Source organism: Demequina phytophila, assembly GCF_000971135.1.
Classification (GTDB): Bacteria; Actinomycetota; Actinomycetes; order Actinomycetales; family Demequinaceae; genus Demequina; species Demequina phytophila.
Genome location: NZ_BBLW01000007.1, coordinates 203,894 through 220,741 on the forward strand (window position 1 = coordinate 203,894; position 16,848 = coordinate 220,741).

Annotated in this window: 18 protein-coding genes; 10 read left to right on the forward strand and 8 right to left on the reverse strand. The window is 71.4% G+C overall.

Annotated elements, in window-relative coordinates; genetic code table 11:
• Positions 1-92 precede the first annotated feature (92 nt).
• From AOM01_RS11710 to ctaC, 3 genes are read right to left on the reverse strand one after another with little or no spacing between them, the layout of a single operon-like run.
• Positions 93-494, reverse strand: coding sequence for a cytochrome c oxidase subunit 4 (locus AOM01_RS11710; RefSeq protein ID WP_062293659.1), 402 nt, complete (start codon positions 492-494; stop codon positions 93-95).
• A 12-nt stretch (positions 495-506) separates the two neighbouring features.
• The gene (gene ctaD / locus AOM01_RS11715; protein WP_062293662.1) at positions 507-2,222 is read right to left on the reverse strand and encodes an aa3-type cytochrome oxidase subunit I; all 1,716 of its coding nucleotides are present in this window, start codon (positions 2,220-2,222) and stop codon (positions 507-509) included.
• On the reverse strand, positions 2,222-3,097 hold the full coding sequence (ctaC, locus tag AOM01_RS11720; RefSeq protein WP_062293665.1) for an aa3-type cytochrome oxidase subunit II: 876 nt from the start codon (positions 3,095-3,097) through the stop codon (positions 2,222-2,224). The genes ctaD and ctaC overlap by 1 nt, the downstream gene beginning before the upstream one ends.
• A gap of 47 nt (positions 3,098-3,144) precedes the next feature.
• On the opposite strand from ctaC, the gene AOM01_RS11725 reads away from it, so the two are divergent.
• Positions 3,145-4,263: a cysteine desulfurase family protein gene (locus AOM01_RS11725; protein ID WP_228374297.1), complete on the forward strand. Its 1,119-nt coding sequence runs from the start codon at positions 3,145-3,147 to the stop codon at positions 4,261-4,263.
• Between the two features lies 1 nt (position 4,264).
• A complete protein-coding gene (locus AOM01_RS11730) occupies positions 4,265-4,522 on the forward strand; it encodes a sulfurtransferase TusA family protein (RefSeq protein WP_062293672.1) in 258 nt (85 codons plus the stop codon).
• A gap of 12 nt (positions 4,523-4,534) precedes the next feature.
• On the opposite strand, the gene erpA is transcribed toward AOM01_RS11730, so the two are convergent.
• Together erpA and AOM01_RS11740 are read right to left on the reverse strand one after the other, a co-directional pair.
• Positions 4,535-4,888, reverse strand: coding sequence for an iron-sulfur cluster insertion protein ErpA (erpA, locus tag AOM01_RS11735; RefSeq protein ID WP_062293675.1), 354 nt, complete (start codon positions 4,886-4,888; stop codon positions 4,535-4,537).
• A gap of 87 nt (positions 4,889-4,975) precedes the next feature.
• Entirely contained in the window at positions 4,976-5,956 is a 981-nt protein-coding gene (locus AOM01_RS11740; protein WP_062293677.1) for a glycerate kinase, read from the reverse strand.
• Between the two features lie 40 nt (positions 5,957-5,996).
• Between AOM01_RS11740 and nadA the strand changes: the two genes are divergently transcribed.
• The 4 genes from nadA to AOM01_RS11760 all read left to right on the forward strand — a co-directional run bounded on the left by nadA (position 5,997) and on the right by AOM01_RS11760 (position 9,774).
• The gene (gene nadA / locus AOM01_RS11745) at positions 5,997-7,199 is read left to right on the forward strand and encodes a quinolinate synthase NadA (RefSeq protein ID WP_062293680.1); all 1,203 of its coding nucleotides are present in this window, start codon (positions 5,997-5,999) and stop codon (positions 7,197-7,199) included.
• Between the two features lie 37 nt (positions 7,200-7,236).
• Entirely contained in the window at positions 7,237-7,806 is a 570-nt protein-coding gene (locus AOM01_RS11750; protein WP_062293683.1) for a DUF3043 domain-containing protein, read from the forward strand.
• A 141-nt stretch (positions 7,807-7,947) separates the two neighbouring features.
• A complete protein-coding gene (locus AOM01_RS11755) occupies positions 7,948-8,955 on the forward strand; it encodes an aldo/keto reductase family protein (protein WP_062293686.1) in 1,008 nt (335 codons plus the stop codon).
• Positions 8,956-9,114: 159 nt separating this feature from the next.
• Positions 9,115-9,774 carry a phosphoribosyltransferase gene (locus AOM01_RS11760; protein ID WP_062293689.1) on the forward strand — a complete coding sequence of 220 codons (660 nt, stop codon included), beginning with the start codon at positions 9,115-9,117 and terminating at the stop codon, positions 9,772-9,774.
• Positions 9,775-9,781: 7 nt separating this feature from the next.
• On the opposite strand, the gene AOM01_RS11765 is transcribed toward AOM01_RS11760, so the two are convergent.
• Positions 9,782-10,690, reverse strand: a complete 909-nt coding sequence (locus tag AOM01_RS11765) for a LysR family transcriptional regulator (protein ID WP_082110225.1) — start codon at positions 10,688-10,690, stop codon at positions 9,782-9,784.
• Positions 10,691-10,773: 83 nt separating this feature from the next.
• On the opposite strand from AOM01_RS11765, the gene AOM01_RS11770 reads away from it, so the two are divergent.
• Complete coding sequence (locus AOM01_RS11770) at positions 10,774-11,862, forward strand: SLAC1 family transporter (protein ID WP_062293691.1); 1,089 nt, start codon at positions 10,774-10,776, stop codon at positions 11,860-11,862.
• A gap of 34 nt (positions 11,863-11,896) precedes the next feature.
• Here AOM01_RS11770 and AOM01_RS11775 read toward each other — a convergent pair whose 3' ends face one another.
• Positions 11,897-12,913 carry a quinone-dependent dihydroorotate dehydrogenase gene (locus tag AOM01_RS11775; protein WP_062293750.1) on the reverse strand — a complete coding sequence of 339 codons (1,017 nt, stop codon included), beginning with the start codon at positions 12,911-12,913 and terminating at the stop codon, positions 11,897-11,899.
• 33 nt (positions 12,914-12,946) lie between these two features.
• Between AOM01_RS11775 and AOM01_RS11780 the strand changes: the two genes are divergently transcribed.
• Positions 12,947-14,389 (forward strand): leucyl aminopeptidase, encoded by a 1,443-nt coding sequence (locus AOM01_RS11780; RefSeq protein WP_062293694.1) that lies wholly within the window; start codon positions 12,947-12,949, stop codon positions 14,387-14,389.
• A 215-nt stretch (positions 14,390-14,604) separates the two neighbouring features.
• On the opposite strand, the gene AOM01_RS11785 is transcribed toward AOM01_RS11780, so the two are convergent.
• Positions 14,605-14,940 carry a hypothetical protein gene (locus AOM01_RS11785; RefSeq protein ID WP_062293697.1) on the reverse strand — a complete coding sequence of 112 codons (336 nt, stop codon included), beginning with the start codon at positions 14,938-14,940 and terminating at the stop codon, positions 14,605-14,607.
• 113 nt (positions 14,941-15,053) lie between these two features.
• On the opposite strand from AOM01_RS11785, the gene lpdA reads away from it, so the two are divergent.
• Both lpdA and AOM01_RS11795 read left to right on the forward strand, forming a co-directional pair.
• Positions 15,054-16,439, forward strand: coding sequence for a dihydrolipoyl dehydrogenase (gene lpdA / locus AOM01_RS11790; protein WP_062293700.1), 1,386 nt, complete (start codon positions 15,054-15,056; stop codon positions 16,437-16,439).
• A gap of 27 nt (positions 16,440-16,466) precedes the next feature.
• The coding region (locus AOM01_RS11795) for a biotin/lipoyl-containing protein (RefSeq protein ID WP_304524052.1) at positions 16,467-16,848 on the forward strand (382 nt) is incomplete at its 3' end.

A 16,848-nucleotide genomic window follows, 5' to 3' on the forward strand; every position in this document is an offset into this window, starting at 1 on the left:
CGCATGGCACCGACACGGCGCCGGGAGCCGTGCCGGGAACGCGGCAGCGGCCCGCCCCCTGTCGGGGACGGGCCGCTGCGAGAACCCGGAGGTCAGTGCGCGTGCTGGCCGCGCGAGTACTCCATGACCCAGCCGACCAGGCCGATCACGGCGAGCACGCCGGCCGGGGCCATGATCCACCAGTCGACCGCCGCGGCGACGAACACCAGGGCGGCGCCGGCGCCGCACACCAGCGGCCACCAGCTCCACGGGGCGAACACGCCCTGCTCGCCGGCGTCCTCGGAGATCTCCGCGTCAAGACGGTCCTCGGCGCGCTGGCCGTGACGCCGCTCGAGCATCTTGAAGTAGATGGCGACCATGCCGAACATGCCGCCGGTGAGGTAGATCGCGAGGAACCCGACCCACTCGGACCAGTGGGTGAAGATGCCGTACGCCGTGCCCGCCAGGAAGAAGAACAGGGCGGGGACGATGAAGACGTTGGCTTCGGTACGCAACGGTCGTTCTCCTTACGCGACGGGCGCGTGATCGCTGGCGTCACGCTCGGCCTGGTAGTGGTCGCGCGCCGCGGCACCCGGGTGGTGCAGGTCGAACGCGGGACGCTCCGAACGGATGCGCGGGATGGACGTGAAGTTGTGACGGGGCGGCGGGCAGGAGGTCGCCCATTCGAGCGAGTTGCCGAAGCCCCACGGGTCGTCGACCGTCACCGTGGGCGCGCGCTTCGACGTGATGTACACGTTCCAGAAGAACGGCAGCGTCGACAGCGCGAGCACCACCGCGCCGACGGTCGACAGCTGGTTCATCCAGGTGAAGCCGTCCTCCGGCATGTAGTCGACGTAGCGTCGCGCCATGCCGTGGGCGCCCAGCCAGTGCTGGACCAGGAAGGTGGTATGGAAGCCGATGAACAGCAGCCAGAAGTGCACCTTGCCGAGCGTCTCGTTGAGCATCTTGCCGGTGAACTTGGGCCACCAGAAGTAGAAGCCCGCGAACATCGCGAACACCACGGTGCCGAACACGACGTAGTGGAAGTGCGCGACGACGAAGTACGAGTCGGACAGCGGGAAGTCGAGCACCGGCGAGCTCAGGATGATGCCGGTGAGGCCGCCGAAGAGGAAGGTGATGAGGAAGCCCACCGACCACAGCATCGGCGTCTCGAACGTGAGCTTGCCTCTCCACATGGTGCCGATCCAGTTGAAGAACTTCACGCCGGTCGGAACCGCGATGAGCATCGTCATGAACGAGAAGAACGGGAGCAGGACCGCGCCGGTGACGTACATGTGGTGCGCCCACACGGTGACGGACAGCGCCGCGATCGCGATGGTCGCGTAGATGAGGCCGTGATAGCCGAAGATCGGCTTGCGCGAGAACACCGGGAAGATCTCGGAGACGATGCCGAAGAACGGCAGCGCGATGATGTACACCTCGGGATGGCCGAAGAACCAGAACAGGTGCTGCCACAGGATGGCGCCGCCGTTGTCCGGGTTGAACACCTGCGAGTGGAGCACGCGGTCCGAGCCGAGCGCGAACAGCGCCGAGGCGAGCGGCGGGAACGCCAGCAGCACGAGCATCGAGGTCACCAGGATGTTCCAGGTGAAGATCGGCATGCGGAACATGGTCATGCCCGGCGCACGCATGGTGACGATGGTGGTGATGAAGTTCACCGAGCCGAGGATGGTGCCGAAGCCGCCGAGCGCGAGTCCGAAGACCCAGAGGTCGCCGCCGACGCCGGGCGAGTACACGGAGTTCGACAGCGGCGCGTACGCGAACCAGCCGAAGGAGGCCGCGCCCTGCGGGGTGAAGAAGCCCGCCATCGCGATGACACCGCCGAACAGGTACAGCCAGTAGGCGAGCATGTTGAGGCGCGGGAACGCCACGTCGGGCGCGCCGATCTGCAGCGGCATGATGAAGTTGGCGAAGCCCGCGAACAGCGGGGTCGCGAACAGCAGCAGCATGATCGTGCCGTGCATGGTGAACAGCTGGTTGTACTGCTCGGCCGACTGCACCACCTGGATGCCGGGCTCGAACAGCTCGGCGCGGATCAGCAGCGCGAGCAGACCGCCCACGATGAAGAAGAAGAACGACGTGATCAGGTACATGTACCCGATGGTCTTGTGGTCGGTGGAGGTGATCCACTTGATGACCAGCGAGCCGCGACGCGTGGGAGCCGCGGGGATGACGGCGGACCGGCGGTCGTCGCCGGAGGCCTCGAAGGGGACGGTGGCCATCAGGACTCAGACTCCTCGTGCTGCTCGGTCAACTGGACCACCTGGTCGCGGCTGTACTCGTCGACGCCGATCTGACCGGAGTAGCCCTCGTTGCGGAGCTCCTCCATGTGGGCGTCGTACTCCTCGCGTGACACCACGGCCACGTTGAAGAGCATCGAGGCGTGGTACTCGCCGCAGAGCTCGGCGCACTTGCCCTGGTACAGGCCCTCCTGCGTGGGGATCACCTGGAAGGTGTTGGTCTTGCCCGGGATCACGTCCTCCTTGTAGAGGAACGCGGGAACCCAGAACGAGTGGATGACATCGCGTGAGTCGAGCGTGAACTCGACGCGCTCGTCGACAGGCAGGTAGAGGGTCGGGAGCGTCGCCTCGACGCCCTCCTCGCCGGTGAGGGTGGCCTGCACGCCCGGGTCGTAGACGTCGTCGTCGACGTAGTTGAAGTCCCAGCTCCACTGCTTGCCCACCACGTTGATGTGGATGTCGGGGGTCTCGGAGGTGTCCTTGATGGCGGCGATGTCCTCGGCGGTGTACTTGAAGAGCACGCCGATCATCAGCAGCGGGACGATGGTGTACATCAGCTCGAGCGGCACGTTCGCGCGCGTCTGCACGGGGAGTTTGTTGTCCCCCTTGCGCTTGCGGTAGACGGCGACCGCCCACAGGATCAGGCCCCAGGTGATGACGCCGACGGTGAGCGCGGCGATCCAGGAACCGTTCCAGAGGGTGATGATCCGACCGGTCTGGTTGGTGACTTCGGGCGAGCTGGGAAGTGCGCCGTTCTCGATGCCGTTGGCGCATCCTGCCAGGAGGGACGTCAGTCCCAGGACAGCGATGCCTGCCAGGGCTTTTCCGGGCACGCGGGGACGTGAAAGGTGGGACACGCTGGCAGTCTAGCGCGCTGTACCGTGATGCCATGCAGGTCGCGCGCATGTTCCTGGACGCCAGTGGTTCCGCTCCTATGACGAACAGGACGCTCGAGGCGTTCCAGGCCGGCCTCGCCGATGGTTGGGCCGATCCCACCCGGCTGCACACCGAGTCACGTCGTGCCAGGCAGCTCCTGGACGCGTCACGCGAGGCGTTCGCCGAGGCGCTGGGCTCGCGACCCGAGCACACGCACCTCGCCCACTCCCCTCACGCGGCGCTCGAGCGGGTGATCGCCGGCATCTTCACGGCGCGCCGCGGCCGCGACCGGATAGTCGCCTCCGCGGTGGAGCGCGACGCGACGCTGCACGCCGCGACCCACGTGGCGGCCGGCCACGTCTCAAGCGTCCCCGTCGACCCTCGGGGCCACGTCGACCTCGAGGCGCTCGCGCGGGAGCTCGCCGTCCCCGATGTCGCGCTCGCCGCGATCCAGCACGCCAACCACGAGATCGGCACGGTGCAACGTCTCGCGGACGTCGCGGCGCTGACCGTCGCGGCCCAGGTCCCGCTGCTGGTGGACGCGACCGCGAGCATCGGCCACGGCCCCTCCCCGGCGCACTGGGACGCGCTGGTGGCGAACCCCGCCGACTGGGGCGGACCCGCCGGCCTCGGCATCGTGGCGCTCCGACCCCAGACCCGATGGCTGCCCGCCTGGCCCGAGGGCGACGACTGGGCGCCCGGCGGAGTCCTGGTGCCCGCAGTCCTCGCCGCCGCCGTGGCGCTCCAGGAGCGCCGCGAGCAGCTCGACGCCACGTCCCTTCGCCTGCACCGCATGGTCGGGCGCGTGCGGGACGCCGCCGCGGCGTGGCCCGGGGTCGACGTGGTCGGCGACCCCGACGAGCGCCTCCCCCACGTGGTCACGTTCTCCTGCCTCTATGTCGACGGCGAGGCGCTGCTGACGCGGCTCGACCGGGAGGGCATCGCGGTCGGCTCGGGCTCCGCATGCACCACCAGCACCCTGGAGCCCAGCCGCGTGCTGGCGGCGGTGGGCGCCCTGAGCCACGGCAACGTGCGCCTGGGCCTGCACCCCGGAGTCACGGACGCCGACATCGACCGACTGCTCGCGCTCATGCCGCGCGTGATCTCGGACCTGCGCGCCGAGGCAGGCGCGCCCGAGGTGGCCTGACATGACCGGGGACGATGCGGCGGGCGCGGGCGACGGGCGCGTCACCGTCGACGCGACGGGCCTGGTGTGCCCGCTGCCGATCATCGAGCTCGCGAAGGCCGCGCGAGGACTGGAGCCCGGCACCGAGGTCACGGTGCTGTGCACGGACGTCGCGGCGCGCGTCGACGTGCCCGCGTGGGCCCGCATGACGGGTCACGATTACCTGGGGGAAAAGAAGACGGACGGTGCGGGCATAGCCCTCACCGTCCGTCTCCGCTGAGTCCGCTTCCGGTCAGCTGAAGGAGTCTCCGCACGCGCAGGAGCTCGAAGCGTTCGGGTTGTCGATGGTGAAACCCTGCTTCTCGATGGTGTCCGCGAAGTCGATCGTCGCGCCGTCCAGGTACGGGACCGACATCTTGTCGACCACGACCTCCACGCCGTCGAAGTCGCGAACCGCGTCTCCGTCCAGCGAGCGCTCGTCAAAGTAGAGCTGGTAGATCAGGCCCGAGCAACCGCCCGGCTGCACCGCGAGGCGCAGTCGAAGGTCATCGCGGCCCTCCTGCTCAAGAAGGCTCCTGACCTTCGCCGCCGCAGCATCGGTGATGACGACGCCGTGCGACGTGGTCTCGGTAGCAAGATCAGTCATTGACGCCTCCTCTCTCTCGGGTTTCCTTGTCAAGCGTACGCCGCCCGCCCGGTATTCCGAACCCCCGTCGGAATATTGGTGGACGCGTCAGCGATCCGGGGTCCAGGTCTGGGCGACCCGGCGGATCTGATCGGCGAGCGAGGCCTCCCCCGGCGCCGCCTCGTGCGCCGCCGCGACGCCCGCCACCATGAGGTCACGCCTGCCGACCGCGAGGTGCGCGGTGACCACCACGCAGGGCACGCCCCGCCGCGCGGCGAGCACGGAGGCGGCCGAGGTCACGCCGTGGTCGAGGTCGCGCGCGGCCAGCGTGTCCACCACCGCGACCACCAGGTCCGCGTCGACGGCGGCCGCATCGAACCCGACGAGCTCGGCGACCGCTGGTGCGGCGGGCATGAGCCGCGCGCCCATCGCCGCGAGCGTGTACGCGAGACCGCCGGCGGCGCCGGTGCCCGGCTCGTCCGACAGCCGCGTGGGCCCGAGCAGCGCCCGTCGCGACGCGACGGGGTCGGCTTCGCGCGCGATCGCCGCCCACCTCTCCTCCTGCGCCTGCGCCGCCTGGGCGAGCGCGGCATCGTGCTCGCGCCCGTCCCTCACCGCCGCGCTCATCCCGGTGAATCCGAGGAGGGGCCTGTCGGACCCGACGAGCGCCACGATGTCGAGCGCCGCTACTCCGGCGCGCGACGCCTCGAGGCCGCCGCCCCACAGGTCGGCCGCGTCGCCGGCGGGCGGCTCGTCGCCCAGCGGCACCACGACGCGGGCGGTCTCCCCCGCTGCCGCGAGGCCCAGCAGCGCCGCGCTCAGGGCGCCCGGCTCCCAACGGGGCCCCGCGACAGGGGCGAGCACCACGACGCCGCCGGCCCGACGGGCCGTCGCACCGCCCACGGGCCACGTCTCGCCAGCCAGCGCATCGGCCGTGCGAGGGCCGCCGCCAGGCGTCCCGATCACCGTCAGCGCGACCCGCGAAGAGGCGGCTGACCAGGCATCTCGGACTATCCGGACGGTGGCCTCGAGGGGCAGGACCCCGGCCTCGGGACGGGGCCAGCTCTGGGCGGCGATGACGGCACGCATGGGCTCAAGTGTGCCCTGCCGGCCATGCGACAATGAGCAGATGACCCAGACCTTCCATGAGCCCTCGCCGTCTGCGCTGATGCTCCTGGGCGAGCGTCGCGACCCGCTCTCGGAGCGCGGGGTCGACTGCGCGGGCGCCCTGCCGTCGCCCTCGGATCCCGACCTGGTCGAGCGCGCGCGTGCGGCCAAGGAGGCGCTCGGCGACCGCGTGTTCATCCTCGGTCACCACTACCAGCGCGACGAGGTCATCCAGTTCGCGGACGTCACGGGCGACTCGTTCAAGCTCGCTCGCGACGCGGCCGCGCGCCCGGAGGCGGAGTTCATCGTCTTCTGCGGGGTGCACTTCATGGCCGAGAGCGCGGACATCCTCACATCCGACCAGCAGGCCGTGGTGCTGCCCGACATGGCGGCCGGCTGCTCGATGGCGGACATGGCCAACATCAACCAGGTGGACGATGCCTGGGCGCAGCTGGAGGAGGCGGGCGTCGCCTCGCGCACGGTGCCGGTGACGTACATGAACTCGACCGCCGCCATCAAGGCGTTCTGCGGCGAGCACGGCGGCGTCGTGTGCACCTCCTCCAATGCGGAGGTCGCGATGCGCTGGGCGTACGACCAGGTGGGCGGCGTCGACGGCGACGGCAAGGTGCTGTTCCTGCCCGACCAGCACCTGGGCCGGAACACCGCCGTGCTCAAGCTGGGTCTGTCGCTCGACGACTGCATCGTGTGGGACCCCCGCAAGCCTCTGGGCGGCAACACCCCCGAGGCGGTCGAGGCCGCGCGTGTCATCCTGTGGAAGGGCCACTGCTCCGTGCACGGCCGCTTCCGCCGCAGCCACGTCGACAAGTTCCGCGAGCAGGTGCCCGGCATCAACGTGCTGGTGCACCCGGAGTGCGCGCACGAGGTCGTGACCGCCGCCGACTACGTGGGCTCCACCGAGTACATCATCAACACGTTGAACGCCGCCGAGCCCGGCTCGAGGTGGGTCATCGGCACGGAGCTCAACCTGGTCCGTCGGGTCGCGAACGCGCACCCCGACAAGGAGGTCCATTTCCTCGAGGACACGGTGTGCTTCTGCTCCACCATGAACCGCATCGACCTGCCGCACCTCGTGTGGGCGCTCGAGACGCTGGTGGCGGGCGAGGTGCCCAACAGGATCGTCGTCGACGACGAGACGCAGCGCCTCGCCAAGGTCGCGCTCGACCGCATGCTCGCGCTTCCCGCGCTCAACCCCGCCAAGGACTGACCAGAAGGACGGACACGGGCCCAGGCCCTCACCACTCATGAGCGACAACAACACCCCCGAGACCGAGATCCCCGGCGTCGAGCTTCCCGGCAAGAAGGGCCGCCCGACCCCGAAGCGCAAGGATCAGGAGGCGGCGCGCCGCCGTCCCGTGGTGGCCGACACCAAGGCGGACAAGAAGGCGCAGCGCGAGCGTCAGCGGGTGCAGCGCGAGAAGGAGTTCCAGGCGATGCGCGCGGGCGACGAGCGCAACATGCCGTACGAGCACCGCGGCCCGGAGCGCCGCTGGCTGCGCGACTCCGTCGACGCCCGCACCTCGCCCGGCGAGTTCCTGCTGCCCCTGTCGATCGTGTTCGTGATCGCGTCGCTGATGGTGCCCGCCGAGTCGTGGTTCGGCCTCGGCCTGATCGTGCTGTTCTACGTGATCGTCCTCGGCGTGGCGATCGACACCTGGCTCATGATCCGCCGCCTCAAGAAGCGCTTCATCGAGAAGTTCGGCGTCAAGCGCATCCCCCGCGGCTGGACGTTCTACGTCATCGCGCGCCACCTCAACATCCGTCGCTTCCGCGCCCCCAAGCCGGCCATCAAGCGCGGCGAGTACCCGGTCTGAGCCGACCGCAACACGCTTCACGGGAGCCCGGGCCGCACGGCCCGGACTCTCGTCGTCCTTGCCGCATTCCCATGTTCGCGCGTCGCTGAACCCGCCCTGCCATGGCGAGCGGGGCATCGTCCCTCGCCCTAGGGTCGACGCATGGTCAACTATCGCTACCTCGGCAACTCCGGACTCAAGATCACCGAGCTCACCTACGGCAACTGGATCACCCACGCCTCGCAGGTCGAGAACGACCAGGCGAAGGCCTGCGTGCGCGCCGCACTCGACGTGGGTATCACGTCCTTCGACACCGCGGACGTCTACGCCAACACGGCTGCGGAGACGGTGCTCGGCGACGCGCTCAAGGGCGAGCGCCGCGAGGGCCTCGAGATCTTCACCAAGGTGTTCTGGCCCACCGGGCCCGGCGGCGCGAACGACATGGGCCTGTCGCGCAAGCACATCATGGAGTCGATCAACGGCTCCCTCACGCGCCTCCAGACCGACTATGTCGATCTCTACCAGGCACACCGCTTCGACTACGACACGCCGCTCGAGGAGACCATGAGCGCGTTCGCGGACATCGTGCACGCGGGCAAGGCCCACTACATCGGCGTGAGCGAGTGGACGGCCGACCAGATCCGCGCGGGCGCGGCGCTCGCGAAGGAGCTCCGGATCCCGTTCGTGTCCTCGCAGCCCCAGTACTCGATGCTGTGGCGCGTGATCGAGGACGAAGTGGTGCCGGCGTCGAAGGAGGTGGGCGTCGGGCAGATCGTGTGGTCGCCGGTCGCGCAGGGCATCCTCACCGGCAAGTACAAGCCGGGACAGTCGGCCCCCGCGGGCTCGCGCGCCACGGATGAGAAGTCCGGTGCGCGCTTCATCGAGCGCTTCATGAAGGACGATATCCTCACGCGCGTCGCCGGGCTGCAGCCGATCGCCGACGAGCTGGGCCTCACCATGGCACAGCTCGCGATCGCATGGGTGCTGCAGAACGACAACGTCTCCGCGGCGATCATCGGCGCGTCCCGTCCCGAGCAGATCGTCGACAACGCGAAGGCGTCCGGCGTCGAGATCCCCGCCGAGCTGATGACGCGGATCGACGACGTGCTGGGCGACATCGTCGAGCGGGACCCCGCACGCACCACGGAGGCGGGCCCGGCCTCGCGCTGACCGACCGCCGCGCACGCCGCAGACACACGAAGGCCCCGGGATCATCCCGGGGCCTTCGCTGCATCAAAGGAGAAAACAATGCTCGTACGCCTGGCAGGTGCGTACATGGGGTGAACGCGCGGGTGGGCGGTGGTGTTCCCGCGGGCGCAGACTGGAGCGATGGAGCTCCTTCGGGATCGCGACGATGCGGGGGCCCGGCTGACGTGGCTGCTGTCACCCCTGGTGACGCAGGGCGACGCGACCGGCGCCGTGGTCCTGGGCCTGCCGCGCGGCGGCGTGCCCGTCGGCGCGGCGATCGCTCGCGGCCTGGGCCTGCCGCTGGACGTGGTCGTGGTGCGCAAGCTCGGGGCGCCCGGCAACCCCGAGTACGGGTTCGGGGCCGTCGGCGAGGGTGGGGTGAGGGTGCTCGACCGCGAGGCGATGGCGGTGCTGGGCATCACCGACGAGGACGTCGAGCGGATCGAGGCGCGCGAACGGGCGGTGCTCGAGGAGCGGCTCGCGGCGTACCGGGCCGTGAGAACGCGCGTGCCGATCGCGGGCCGCACCGCGATCGTGGTGGACGACGGCATCGCGACCGGCGGCACCGCGCGGGCGGCGGCGCACGTGGCGCGATCGGCGGGCGCGTCGCGCGTCATCATCGCCGCGGGGGTCGCCGCGCCCGAGTCGCTCCATGCGCTGATGAGGGACGCGTCCGCGGACCTCGCGCTCGCGGCGCTCATCCCCACCCGCCTGGCTGCGGTGGGCCAGTGGTACCTGAACTTCTCCCAGACTCCCGAGGCGGAGGTGATGCGCCTGCTCGAGGAGGCCGCCGCGCGGTGACGTCCCGTCAGGCGCGGCCGGCGTGCGCGGAGGCGATGTCGAGGACCCGAGTGGCGGCGGGTGACAGGCGCCGCCGCGGGTCCCACACGGCGGCGAGCGGGCGCCTCAGGGACGGCCCTTGCACCGGGACCCGGACGAGCCGTCCGGTCGAGACGTCGTCGTCGACGGCGCGCTCGCTGAGGGCCGCCACTCCCCCGCCCGCGAGCACCGTCGCTCGGATCGACGCGGTGGTCGACAGCTCCGCCGCTGGAGCCGCGACCGTGCCCGGACCGAGAGCGGCCTCGAGCGCCCGCTCGAGCGTGAGCCGGGTACCGGACCCCGGCTCACGGCTCAGGAGGGGGGTTCGCGCGACCTCCGCGGCGCTCACCGAGGTGCGCCGCGCCCACGGGTGGCCGGGGGCGACCACGATCACCACGTCGTCGTGCGCGACCACCAGCGACGCCAGCCCCGGCGGCGGGTCGGGGGTCTCCACGAAGCCGAGGTCGTCGACCCCGTCCCGTACTCGCGCCGCGACGCTCGCGCTGTTCACCGCCGTGAGCTCGACCTGCGCGGCGTCCGCTGTGCGCGAGTACGCGACCAACCAGCCGGGGAGCAGATGCTCCGCCACCGTGAGGCTCGCGGCGATGCGCAGGTGCGCGGCGGTGTCCGCGCGGAGGGCGGCGACGGCGGTCTCGAAGCCGTCCACCTGGGTGAGGACCGCGGCTGCCCAGCCCGCCACCATGACGCCGCGATCCGTGAGCGAGGTGCCTCGTGCGCCACGGGTGAACAGTGCCACGCCCCAGCGTCTCTCGAGGATGCGCATCCGCTGAGAGACGGCCTGCTGGCTCACGCCGAGCGCGCGCGCGGCGCCCGTGAGGCTGCCGCTGCGCTCCACCTCGACCAGCATCCGCAGCTCCTCGACCGATGTCCCCGCCATGCACCCTCCGTCACAATCTCTGCTTGTGGTTCCCCATGATTCTTGCACTACCGGACCACCGCGATGCTTGGAAGGGTGATGCCATGAGCAGCGCACGCGTCCGTCCCGTCCCGCCGAACTGGTTCGCCGCCGTCATGGGCACGTCGATCGTCGCCACCGCGGCGCACGCGCTGCCGGTGCGCCTGCCGGGGTTGGAGGCGGTCGCGTGGCTCGCGTGGGCGGCGGCGGGGGCCATCCTGGTCGCGGTGGTCGCGGCGACCGCGGTCCACCTGGCAACGGATCGGGACGCGCTGCGCGGCTACCTGCTCGACCCCCAGGTCGCGCCGTTCTACGGCGCCACCGCCATGGGGCTGCTCGCCTTCGGCACCGCCACCCTGGTGGTCGCGACGCCGCTGCTGGGCGACGCGGCGGTGGCGACCGCGGGTGCGCTGTGGGTGACCGGCACCGCGCTGGGCCTCGCGACCGCGGTGGGCATCCCCGTGCTCGCGTTCACGCGCCACTCGGTCGCCGCCGACGCCGCGTCCGGCGCCTGGCTCATGCCCGTGGTGCCGCCGATGGTCTCCGCCGCGGGCGGCGCGCTCCTGCTTCCCTATCTGGACGGCGGTGCGGCCCAGGCTCTCGCCTACGCATGCATCCTCATGGCCGGCGCCGCGGGCGTCGCGACGCTTGCGCTGCTGCCGCAGATCTGGTCGCGGCTGGCCCACCACGGGCGCGGGGCGGCGGTCGCGGTGCCCACGCTGTGGATGGTGCTCGGCCCGCTGGGTCAGGGCGCGACCGCCGCCGGCTTGCTGGCCGACCACGCCGGCCCCGCGTTGGGCGTCGATCGCGGCGTCCTGACCGTCGTCGCCGTCGCCGTCGGCCTGCCCCTCATGGGCTTCGCGCTGCTGTGGCTCGCGATCGCGGGTTCCGTCACGGCGACCACCGCGCGCGAGGGGCTGCCCTTCTCCCTGGCCTTCTGGGCGTTCACGTTCCCGGTCGGCACCCTGGTGACCGGCGCATCGTCCCTCGCGACCCACACGGGCGCCGCGGCGCTGGCCGCGCTGGCCGTCGGGATGTTCGCGCTGCTGCTCGGCGGGTGGGCGGTCGCCGCGACCGGCACGGTGCGCGACATGCGTGCCCGGCGCGTCCGAGGGCTCGACGTCCCGAACCGCCCCGCGATGGCCGGATCCTGAGGACTGAGCGTCCCGAACGGCAGGGGTGGCGGGTTCAGCGCGCGGTCAACGCGCGGTTGAGCCGCGCGACCCACCAGGGACCCTGGTACACGAAGGCCGTGTAGACCTGCAGCAGGGTCGCGCCCGCGGCGAGCACCTCGCGAGCGTCCTCCTCCGAGGAGATCCCGCCGACGCCGATGAGGCACATGTCGGGGCCCACCCGCCCGCGCAGGCGCGCCATCACCTCGACCAGGCGCGGCAGCAGCACGGGGCCGGACAGCCCGCCGGGGCCGCGGTCGTGGGAGATGGTCGTGTTGGACGCGACGATCCCGTCGAGTCCCAGCTCGAGCGCGAGGTCCGCGACCGCGTCGACGTCGGCGTCGGCGAGGTCCGGGGCGATCTTCACGAGGAGCGGCACGCGGCGGTCGGTCACCGCCTCGTCGGCGGCGGCACGGGTCGCGGCGAGGATCGGCCGCAGCGTCTCGACGGACTGCAGGTCGCGAAGGCCCGGCGTGTTGGGCGAGGACACGTTGACCACCAGGTAGTCCGCGTAGCGCGCGAGCAGGCGCGCCGAGTAGGCGTAGTCGTCGGCAGCGCCCTCCGGCGGGGTCGCCTTGTTCTTGCCCAGGTTCACGCCCAGCACGATGCGCCGGCCGGCCTGGGTGGAACGGAGCGCCGCGAGCCTCTCCGCCATCGCGTCCGCGCCCGAGTTGTTGAAGCCCATCCGGTTGCGCAGTCCCCGGACGTCCTTCTCGCGCCACGAGCGGGGCTTCTCGTTGCCCGGCTGCCCCTTCGGGGTGACGGTGCCGACCTCGACGAACCCGAAGCCCGCGGCCGCGAGACCCGCGACCGCCTCGGCGTCCTTGTCCATGCCGGCGGCGAGACCGACGGGAGCGGGGAACGTCAGGCCCAGCGCCCGCACCGCGCCGCGCGGATCGGGCCTCGGCACCAGGCCCAGCGGGCGCATCGCCCGGAACGCCCAGGCGCCCCTGCCGATCGAGACGACGCCGAACCGGTGCGCCCATTCGGCGTCGGTGCGGGACAGGACGTGGCGGTAGAACGGGGCGTACACGGGACCCAAGTTACCGGGGCTAGGCTCGACGGCATGACCTCACTCACCACCACCCAGGACCAGGTCGCGTCCCTCGAGGCCGACGCCATCATCGTCGGCTGGACCGCGGACAACACCGTCGCAGCCCACCCGCTCCTCTCCGACGAGGCCCGCGAGACCATCGCCGCCGGCGCCTCGCTCCTCGACGCGTCGTCGAAGGCCGGCAAGGTCACCGTCGTGCCGGGCGCCGGCACCGAGGCGCGCCGCGTCGTGGTCGTCGGCATCGGAGCGGGCACGCCCGCGGACCTCCGCGTCGCGGCCGGCGAGGCCTCGCGCCAGGTGGGCAAGAAGCCCACCACCGTCGTCGTGGCCCTTCCCGTCGAGGGGGACGATGCTGCGGTCGCCGTCGCGCAGGGCGCCCTGCTGGGCGCGTACACGTTCACCGACTACAAGTCCGACGTCTCCGCCGCGGTCGACACCGCGTGGATCGTCGCCGGCGCCTCGGACGCCGCGATCACGCGCGCCGAGATCCTGGTCCAGGCCGCCGCCGGCATCCGCGACCTCGTCAACACGCCGCCGCTCGACCTCTATCCCGGGTCCTTCGCCGAGGTCGCCGAGCAGCTGGGCGCCCAGGCGGGCGTCGAGGTCGAGGTGTGGGAGGCGCAGCGCCTCGCCGACGAGGGCTTCGGCGGCATCCTCGCCGTCGGCATGGGCTCGTCGCGCCTGCCGCGCCTCGTGAAGGTGGCGTACAAGCCGTCCGACGCGACCCAGCACGTCGCGCTGGTGGGCAAGGGCATCACGTTCGACACCGGCGGCATCTCGCTCAAGCCGTCCAAGTCGATGGAGACCATGAAGTCGGACATGACCGGCGCCGCCACGGTGCTGCACGCCGTCATCGCCGCGGCCCGCGCCGAGCTCCCCATCGCGGTCACCGCGTGGCTGTGCATCGCCGAGAACATGCCGTCCGGCACCGCCCAGCGCCCGTCCGACGTCATCCGCATCTACGGTGGCCAGACCGTCGAGGTGCTCAACACCGACGCCGAGGGCCGCCTGGTCATGGCGGACGGCCTGGTGAAGGCGCGCGAGGAGAACCCCGACGTGCTGCTCGACGTCGCGACCCTCACCGGCGCGCAGGGCGTGGCGCTCGGCACCCGCACGTCGGGCGTCATGGGCACCCCGGAGATCCGCGACGAGGTCGTGGCCCGCGCGAACGAGGTCGACGAGGCGATGTGGGCGATGCCCCTGCCCGAGCACCTGCGCGAGTCGGTCGACTCGAAGATCGCGGATCTGCAGAACATCGGCGACCCGCAGGGCGGCGGCATGCTCTCGGCCGGCATCTTCCTGCGCGAGTTCGTGGGCGACACCCCGTGGGCGCACCTCGACATCGCGCGCCCGTCCTACAACGAGGGCAAGCCGTGGGCCGAGAACGTCGCCGGCTCCACCGGCCACTCGCTGCGCACGCTGTTCCGCTTCCTCGAGGAGCGCGCCTCGGCGTGATCCGCTGCTGACCGCTGGGCGGGGCCCGGTCCCCACACGGGGGCCGGGCCTTCCTCATGCCCGGGCGCGTGCCGCATCGTCCCCATGCGTGCCGCGACCCCTTCCGGGAGTCCTGCATGCAGGCGCGCACGGCGCACAGTCCTGCATACGGGTCGACTCCACCCGCATGCAGGATCGATGTGGTTCCGATCCTGCAGCGCTGGCTGGCGCGAGCGTCAGCCGTGGTTCTTGCGCTGCTTCTCGTTCCACTCGCGCATGCGCGACGGGTAGCCCGACAGGTTGACGTCGAAGGCCGGGATGGAGAACTGCTGCGCGAGCTTGCGCGCGGTCGCCTCATCGGGGACGCGACGACGGGTCCACTCCCCCGTGTCCGCGACGATCACCATGGTGGTCTGGGTGACGCGCGTCGGCGGCTCCACGAAGGCCTCGCAACCGGTGTGGGAGGACACGAACGCTCTGAGGTGCGAGATGGTCTCGGCCTTCGCGTCGCGGCCGCCGGACTGCGCGGCCGGACCCTGCTTGGACCTCGGCTTCCTGGAGAACAGACCCATGGCCCCAGCGTAGTCACCGGGTGGGCTGGTGGCGGGCATGTCGCGCGGTTCGCGCGTCACCCGCCGCGTGGCAAGATGGGCCGTACAGACATCCCTTACAAGGAGATCCCATAGTGTCCGAGTCCACCCCACGCTCGTTTGATGTTCTCATCCTCGGCGGCGGGTCGGGCGGCTATGCCGCCGCCCTGCGCGCCTCCCAGCTCGGCTTCACGGTCGGCCTGGTCGAGGAGGCGAAGGTGGGGGGTACCTGCCTTCACAACGGGTGCATCCCGACGAAGGCGCTGCTGCACGCCGCCGAGCTCGCGGACAACGCCCGCGAGGGCGAGAAGTACGGCGTCAACACCACGCTCGAGGGCATCGACATGCTCAAGGTGAACTCCTACAAGCAGGGCGTGATCGACCGCCTCTACCGCGGGCTCCAGGGCCTGGTGAAGTCGCGCAAGGTGACCGTCATCGAGGGCCACGGCCGCCTGGTGGGCCCCGACACCATCGAGGTGAACGGCGAGCGCTACACCGGCACGAACATCATCCTCGGCACGGGCTCGTACGCCCGCTCGCTCCCCGGCCTCGAGATCGGCGGCCGTGTGATCACGTCCGACCAGGCGCTCGGCATGGAGTGGGTGCCGCAGCGCGCGATCGTGCTCGGCGGCGGCGTGATCGGCGTCGAGTTCGCCTCGGTGTGGAAGTCCTTCGGGGCGGACGTCACCGTGGTCGAGGCGCTCCCCCACCTCGCCCCGAACGAGGACGAGGCGCTGTCCAAGGGTCTCGAGCGCGCGTTCCGCAAGCGCGGCATCAACTTCAAGGTGGGCGTCCGCTTCCAGGGCGTGACCCAGTCCGACGCGGGCGTCACCGTGACGCTCGAGGACGGCACCACGCTCGAGGCCGACATCCTCCTGGTGGCCGTGGGTCGTGGCCCCCGCACGGCGGACCTCGGCTACGAGGAGCAGGGCATCCGCGTCGACCGCGGCTTCGTGCTCACCGACGAGCGCCTCCACACCGGCGTCGCGAACATCTACGCGGTCGGCGACATCGTTCCCGGCCTCCAGCTCGCGCACCGCGGCTTCCAGCAGGGCATCTTCGTCGCCGAGGAGATCGCGGGCCTCGCCCCGCAGGTCATCGCCGACGTCAACATCCCCAAGGTCACCTACTGCGAGCCCGAGCTCGCGTCCGTGGGCCTCACGCAGGCGAAGGCCGAGGAGCAGTACGGCGCGGACAAGGTCCAGGCGCTCGAGTACAACCTGGGCGGCAACGGCAAGAGCCAGATCCTCGGCACCACCGGCTTCGTCAAGCTGGTCCGCGTGGTCGACGGCCCCGTGGTCGGCATCCACATGATCGGCGCCCGCGTCGGCGAGCAGATCGGCGAGGCGTCGCTCATCGTCAACTGGGAGGCGCACCCCGAGGACGTCGCGCCCCTCATCCACGCGCACCCGACGCAGAACGAGGCGCTCGGCGAGGCGCACCTCGCGCTCGCCGGCAAGCCCCTCCACGCGCACGACTGATCCGTCTCGACTGAGGAAGAAGAACCCATGAGCAACGACGTCACCCTTCCCGCGCTCGGCGAGTCCGTCACCGAGGGCACCGTCACCCGCTGGCTCAAGCAGGTGGGCGACACCGTCGCCGCCGACGAGCCCCTGCTCGAGGTGTCCACCGACAAGGTCGACACCGAGATCCCGTCGCCGTTCGCCGGCACCCTCCTCGAGATCCTCATCCAGGAGGACGAGGAGGCCGAGGTGGGCGCGGTCCTGGCCCGCATCGGTGAGGCAGGCGAGGCGCCCGCCGCCGCACCGGCCCCCGAGGCCGCCGCTCCCGCGGAGCCCGCCCCTGCTCCGGCCGAGGCCGCCCCCGAGGCGCCCGCTCCCGCCGCCGAGGCTCCGGCCCCCGCCGCCGCACCGGCCGGTGGCGGTCGCG

Excerpts from the sequence above, each read along its gene's own strand:
- ctaD (WP_062293662.1), bottom strand. The coding sequence starts at position 2,222 with ATGGCCACCGTCCCCTTCGAGGCCTCCGGCGACGACCGCCGGTCCGCC.
- AOM01_RS11725 (WP_228374297.1), top strand. The coding sequence starts at position 3,145 with ATGTTCCTGGACGCCAGTGGTTCCGCTCCTATGACGAACAGGACGCTC.
- AOM01_RS11730 (WP_062293672.1), top strand. The coding sequence starts at position 4,265 with ATGACCGGGGACGATGCGGCGGGCGCGGGCGACGGGCGCGTCACCGTC.
- erpA (WP_062293675.1), bottom strand. The coding sequence starts at position 4,888 with ATGACTGATCTTGCTACCGAGACCACGTCGCACGGCGTCGTCATCACC.
- AOM01_RS11740 (WP_062293677.1), bottom strand. The coding sequence starts at position 5,956 with ATGCGTGCCGTCATCGCCGCCCAGAGCTGGCCCCGTCCCGAGGCCGGG.
- nadA (WP_062293680.1), top strand. The coding sequence starts at position 5,997 with ATGACCCAGACCTTCCATGAGCCCTCGCCGTCTGCGCTGATGCTCCTG.
- AOM01_RS11750 (WP_062293683.1), top strand. The coding sequence starts at position 7,237 with ATGAGCGACAACAACACCCCCGAGACCGAGATCCCCGGCGTCGAGCTT.
- AOM01_RS11755 (WP_062293686.1), top strand. The coding sequence starts at position 7,948 with ATGGTCAACTATCGCTACCTCGGCAACTCCGGACTCAAGATCACCGAG.
- AOM01_RS11760 (WP_062293689.1), top strand. The coding sequence starts at position 9,115 with ATGGAGCTCCTTCGGGATCGCGACGATGCGGGGGCCCGGCTGACGTGG.
- AOM01_RS11765 (WP_082110225.1), bottom strand. The coding sequence starts at position 10,690 with ATGGCGGGGACATCGGTCGAGGAGCTGCGGATGCTGGTCGAGGTGGAG.
- AOM01_RS11770 (WP_062293691.1), top strand. The coding sequence starts at position 10,774 with ATGAGCAGCGCACGCGTCCGTCCCGTCCCGCCGAACTGGTTCGCCGCC.
- AOM01_RS11780 (WP_062293694.1), top strand. The coding sequence starts at position 12,947 with ATGACCTCACTCACCACCACCCAGGACCAGGTCGCGTCCCTCGAGGCC.
- AOM01_RS11785 (WP_062293697.1), bottom strand. The coding sequence starts at position 14,940 with ATGGGTCTGTTCTCCAGGAAGCCGAGGTCCAAGCAGGGTCCGGCCGCG.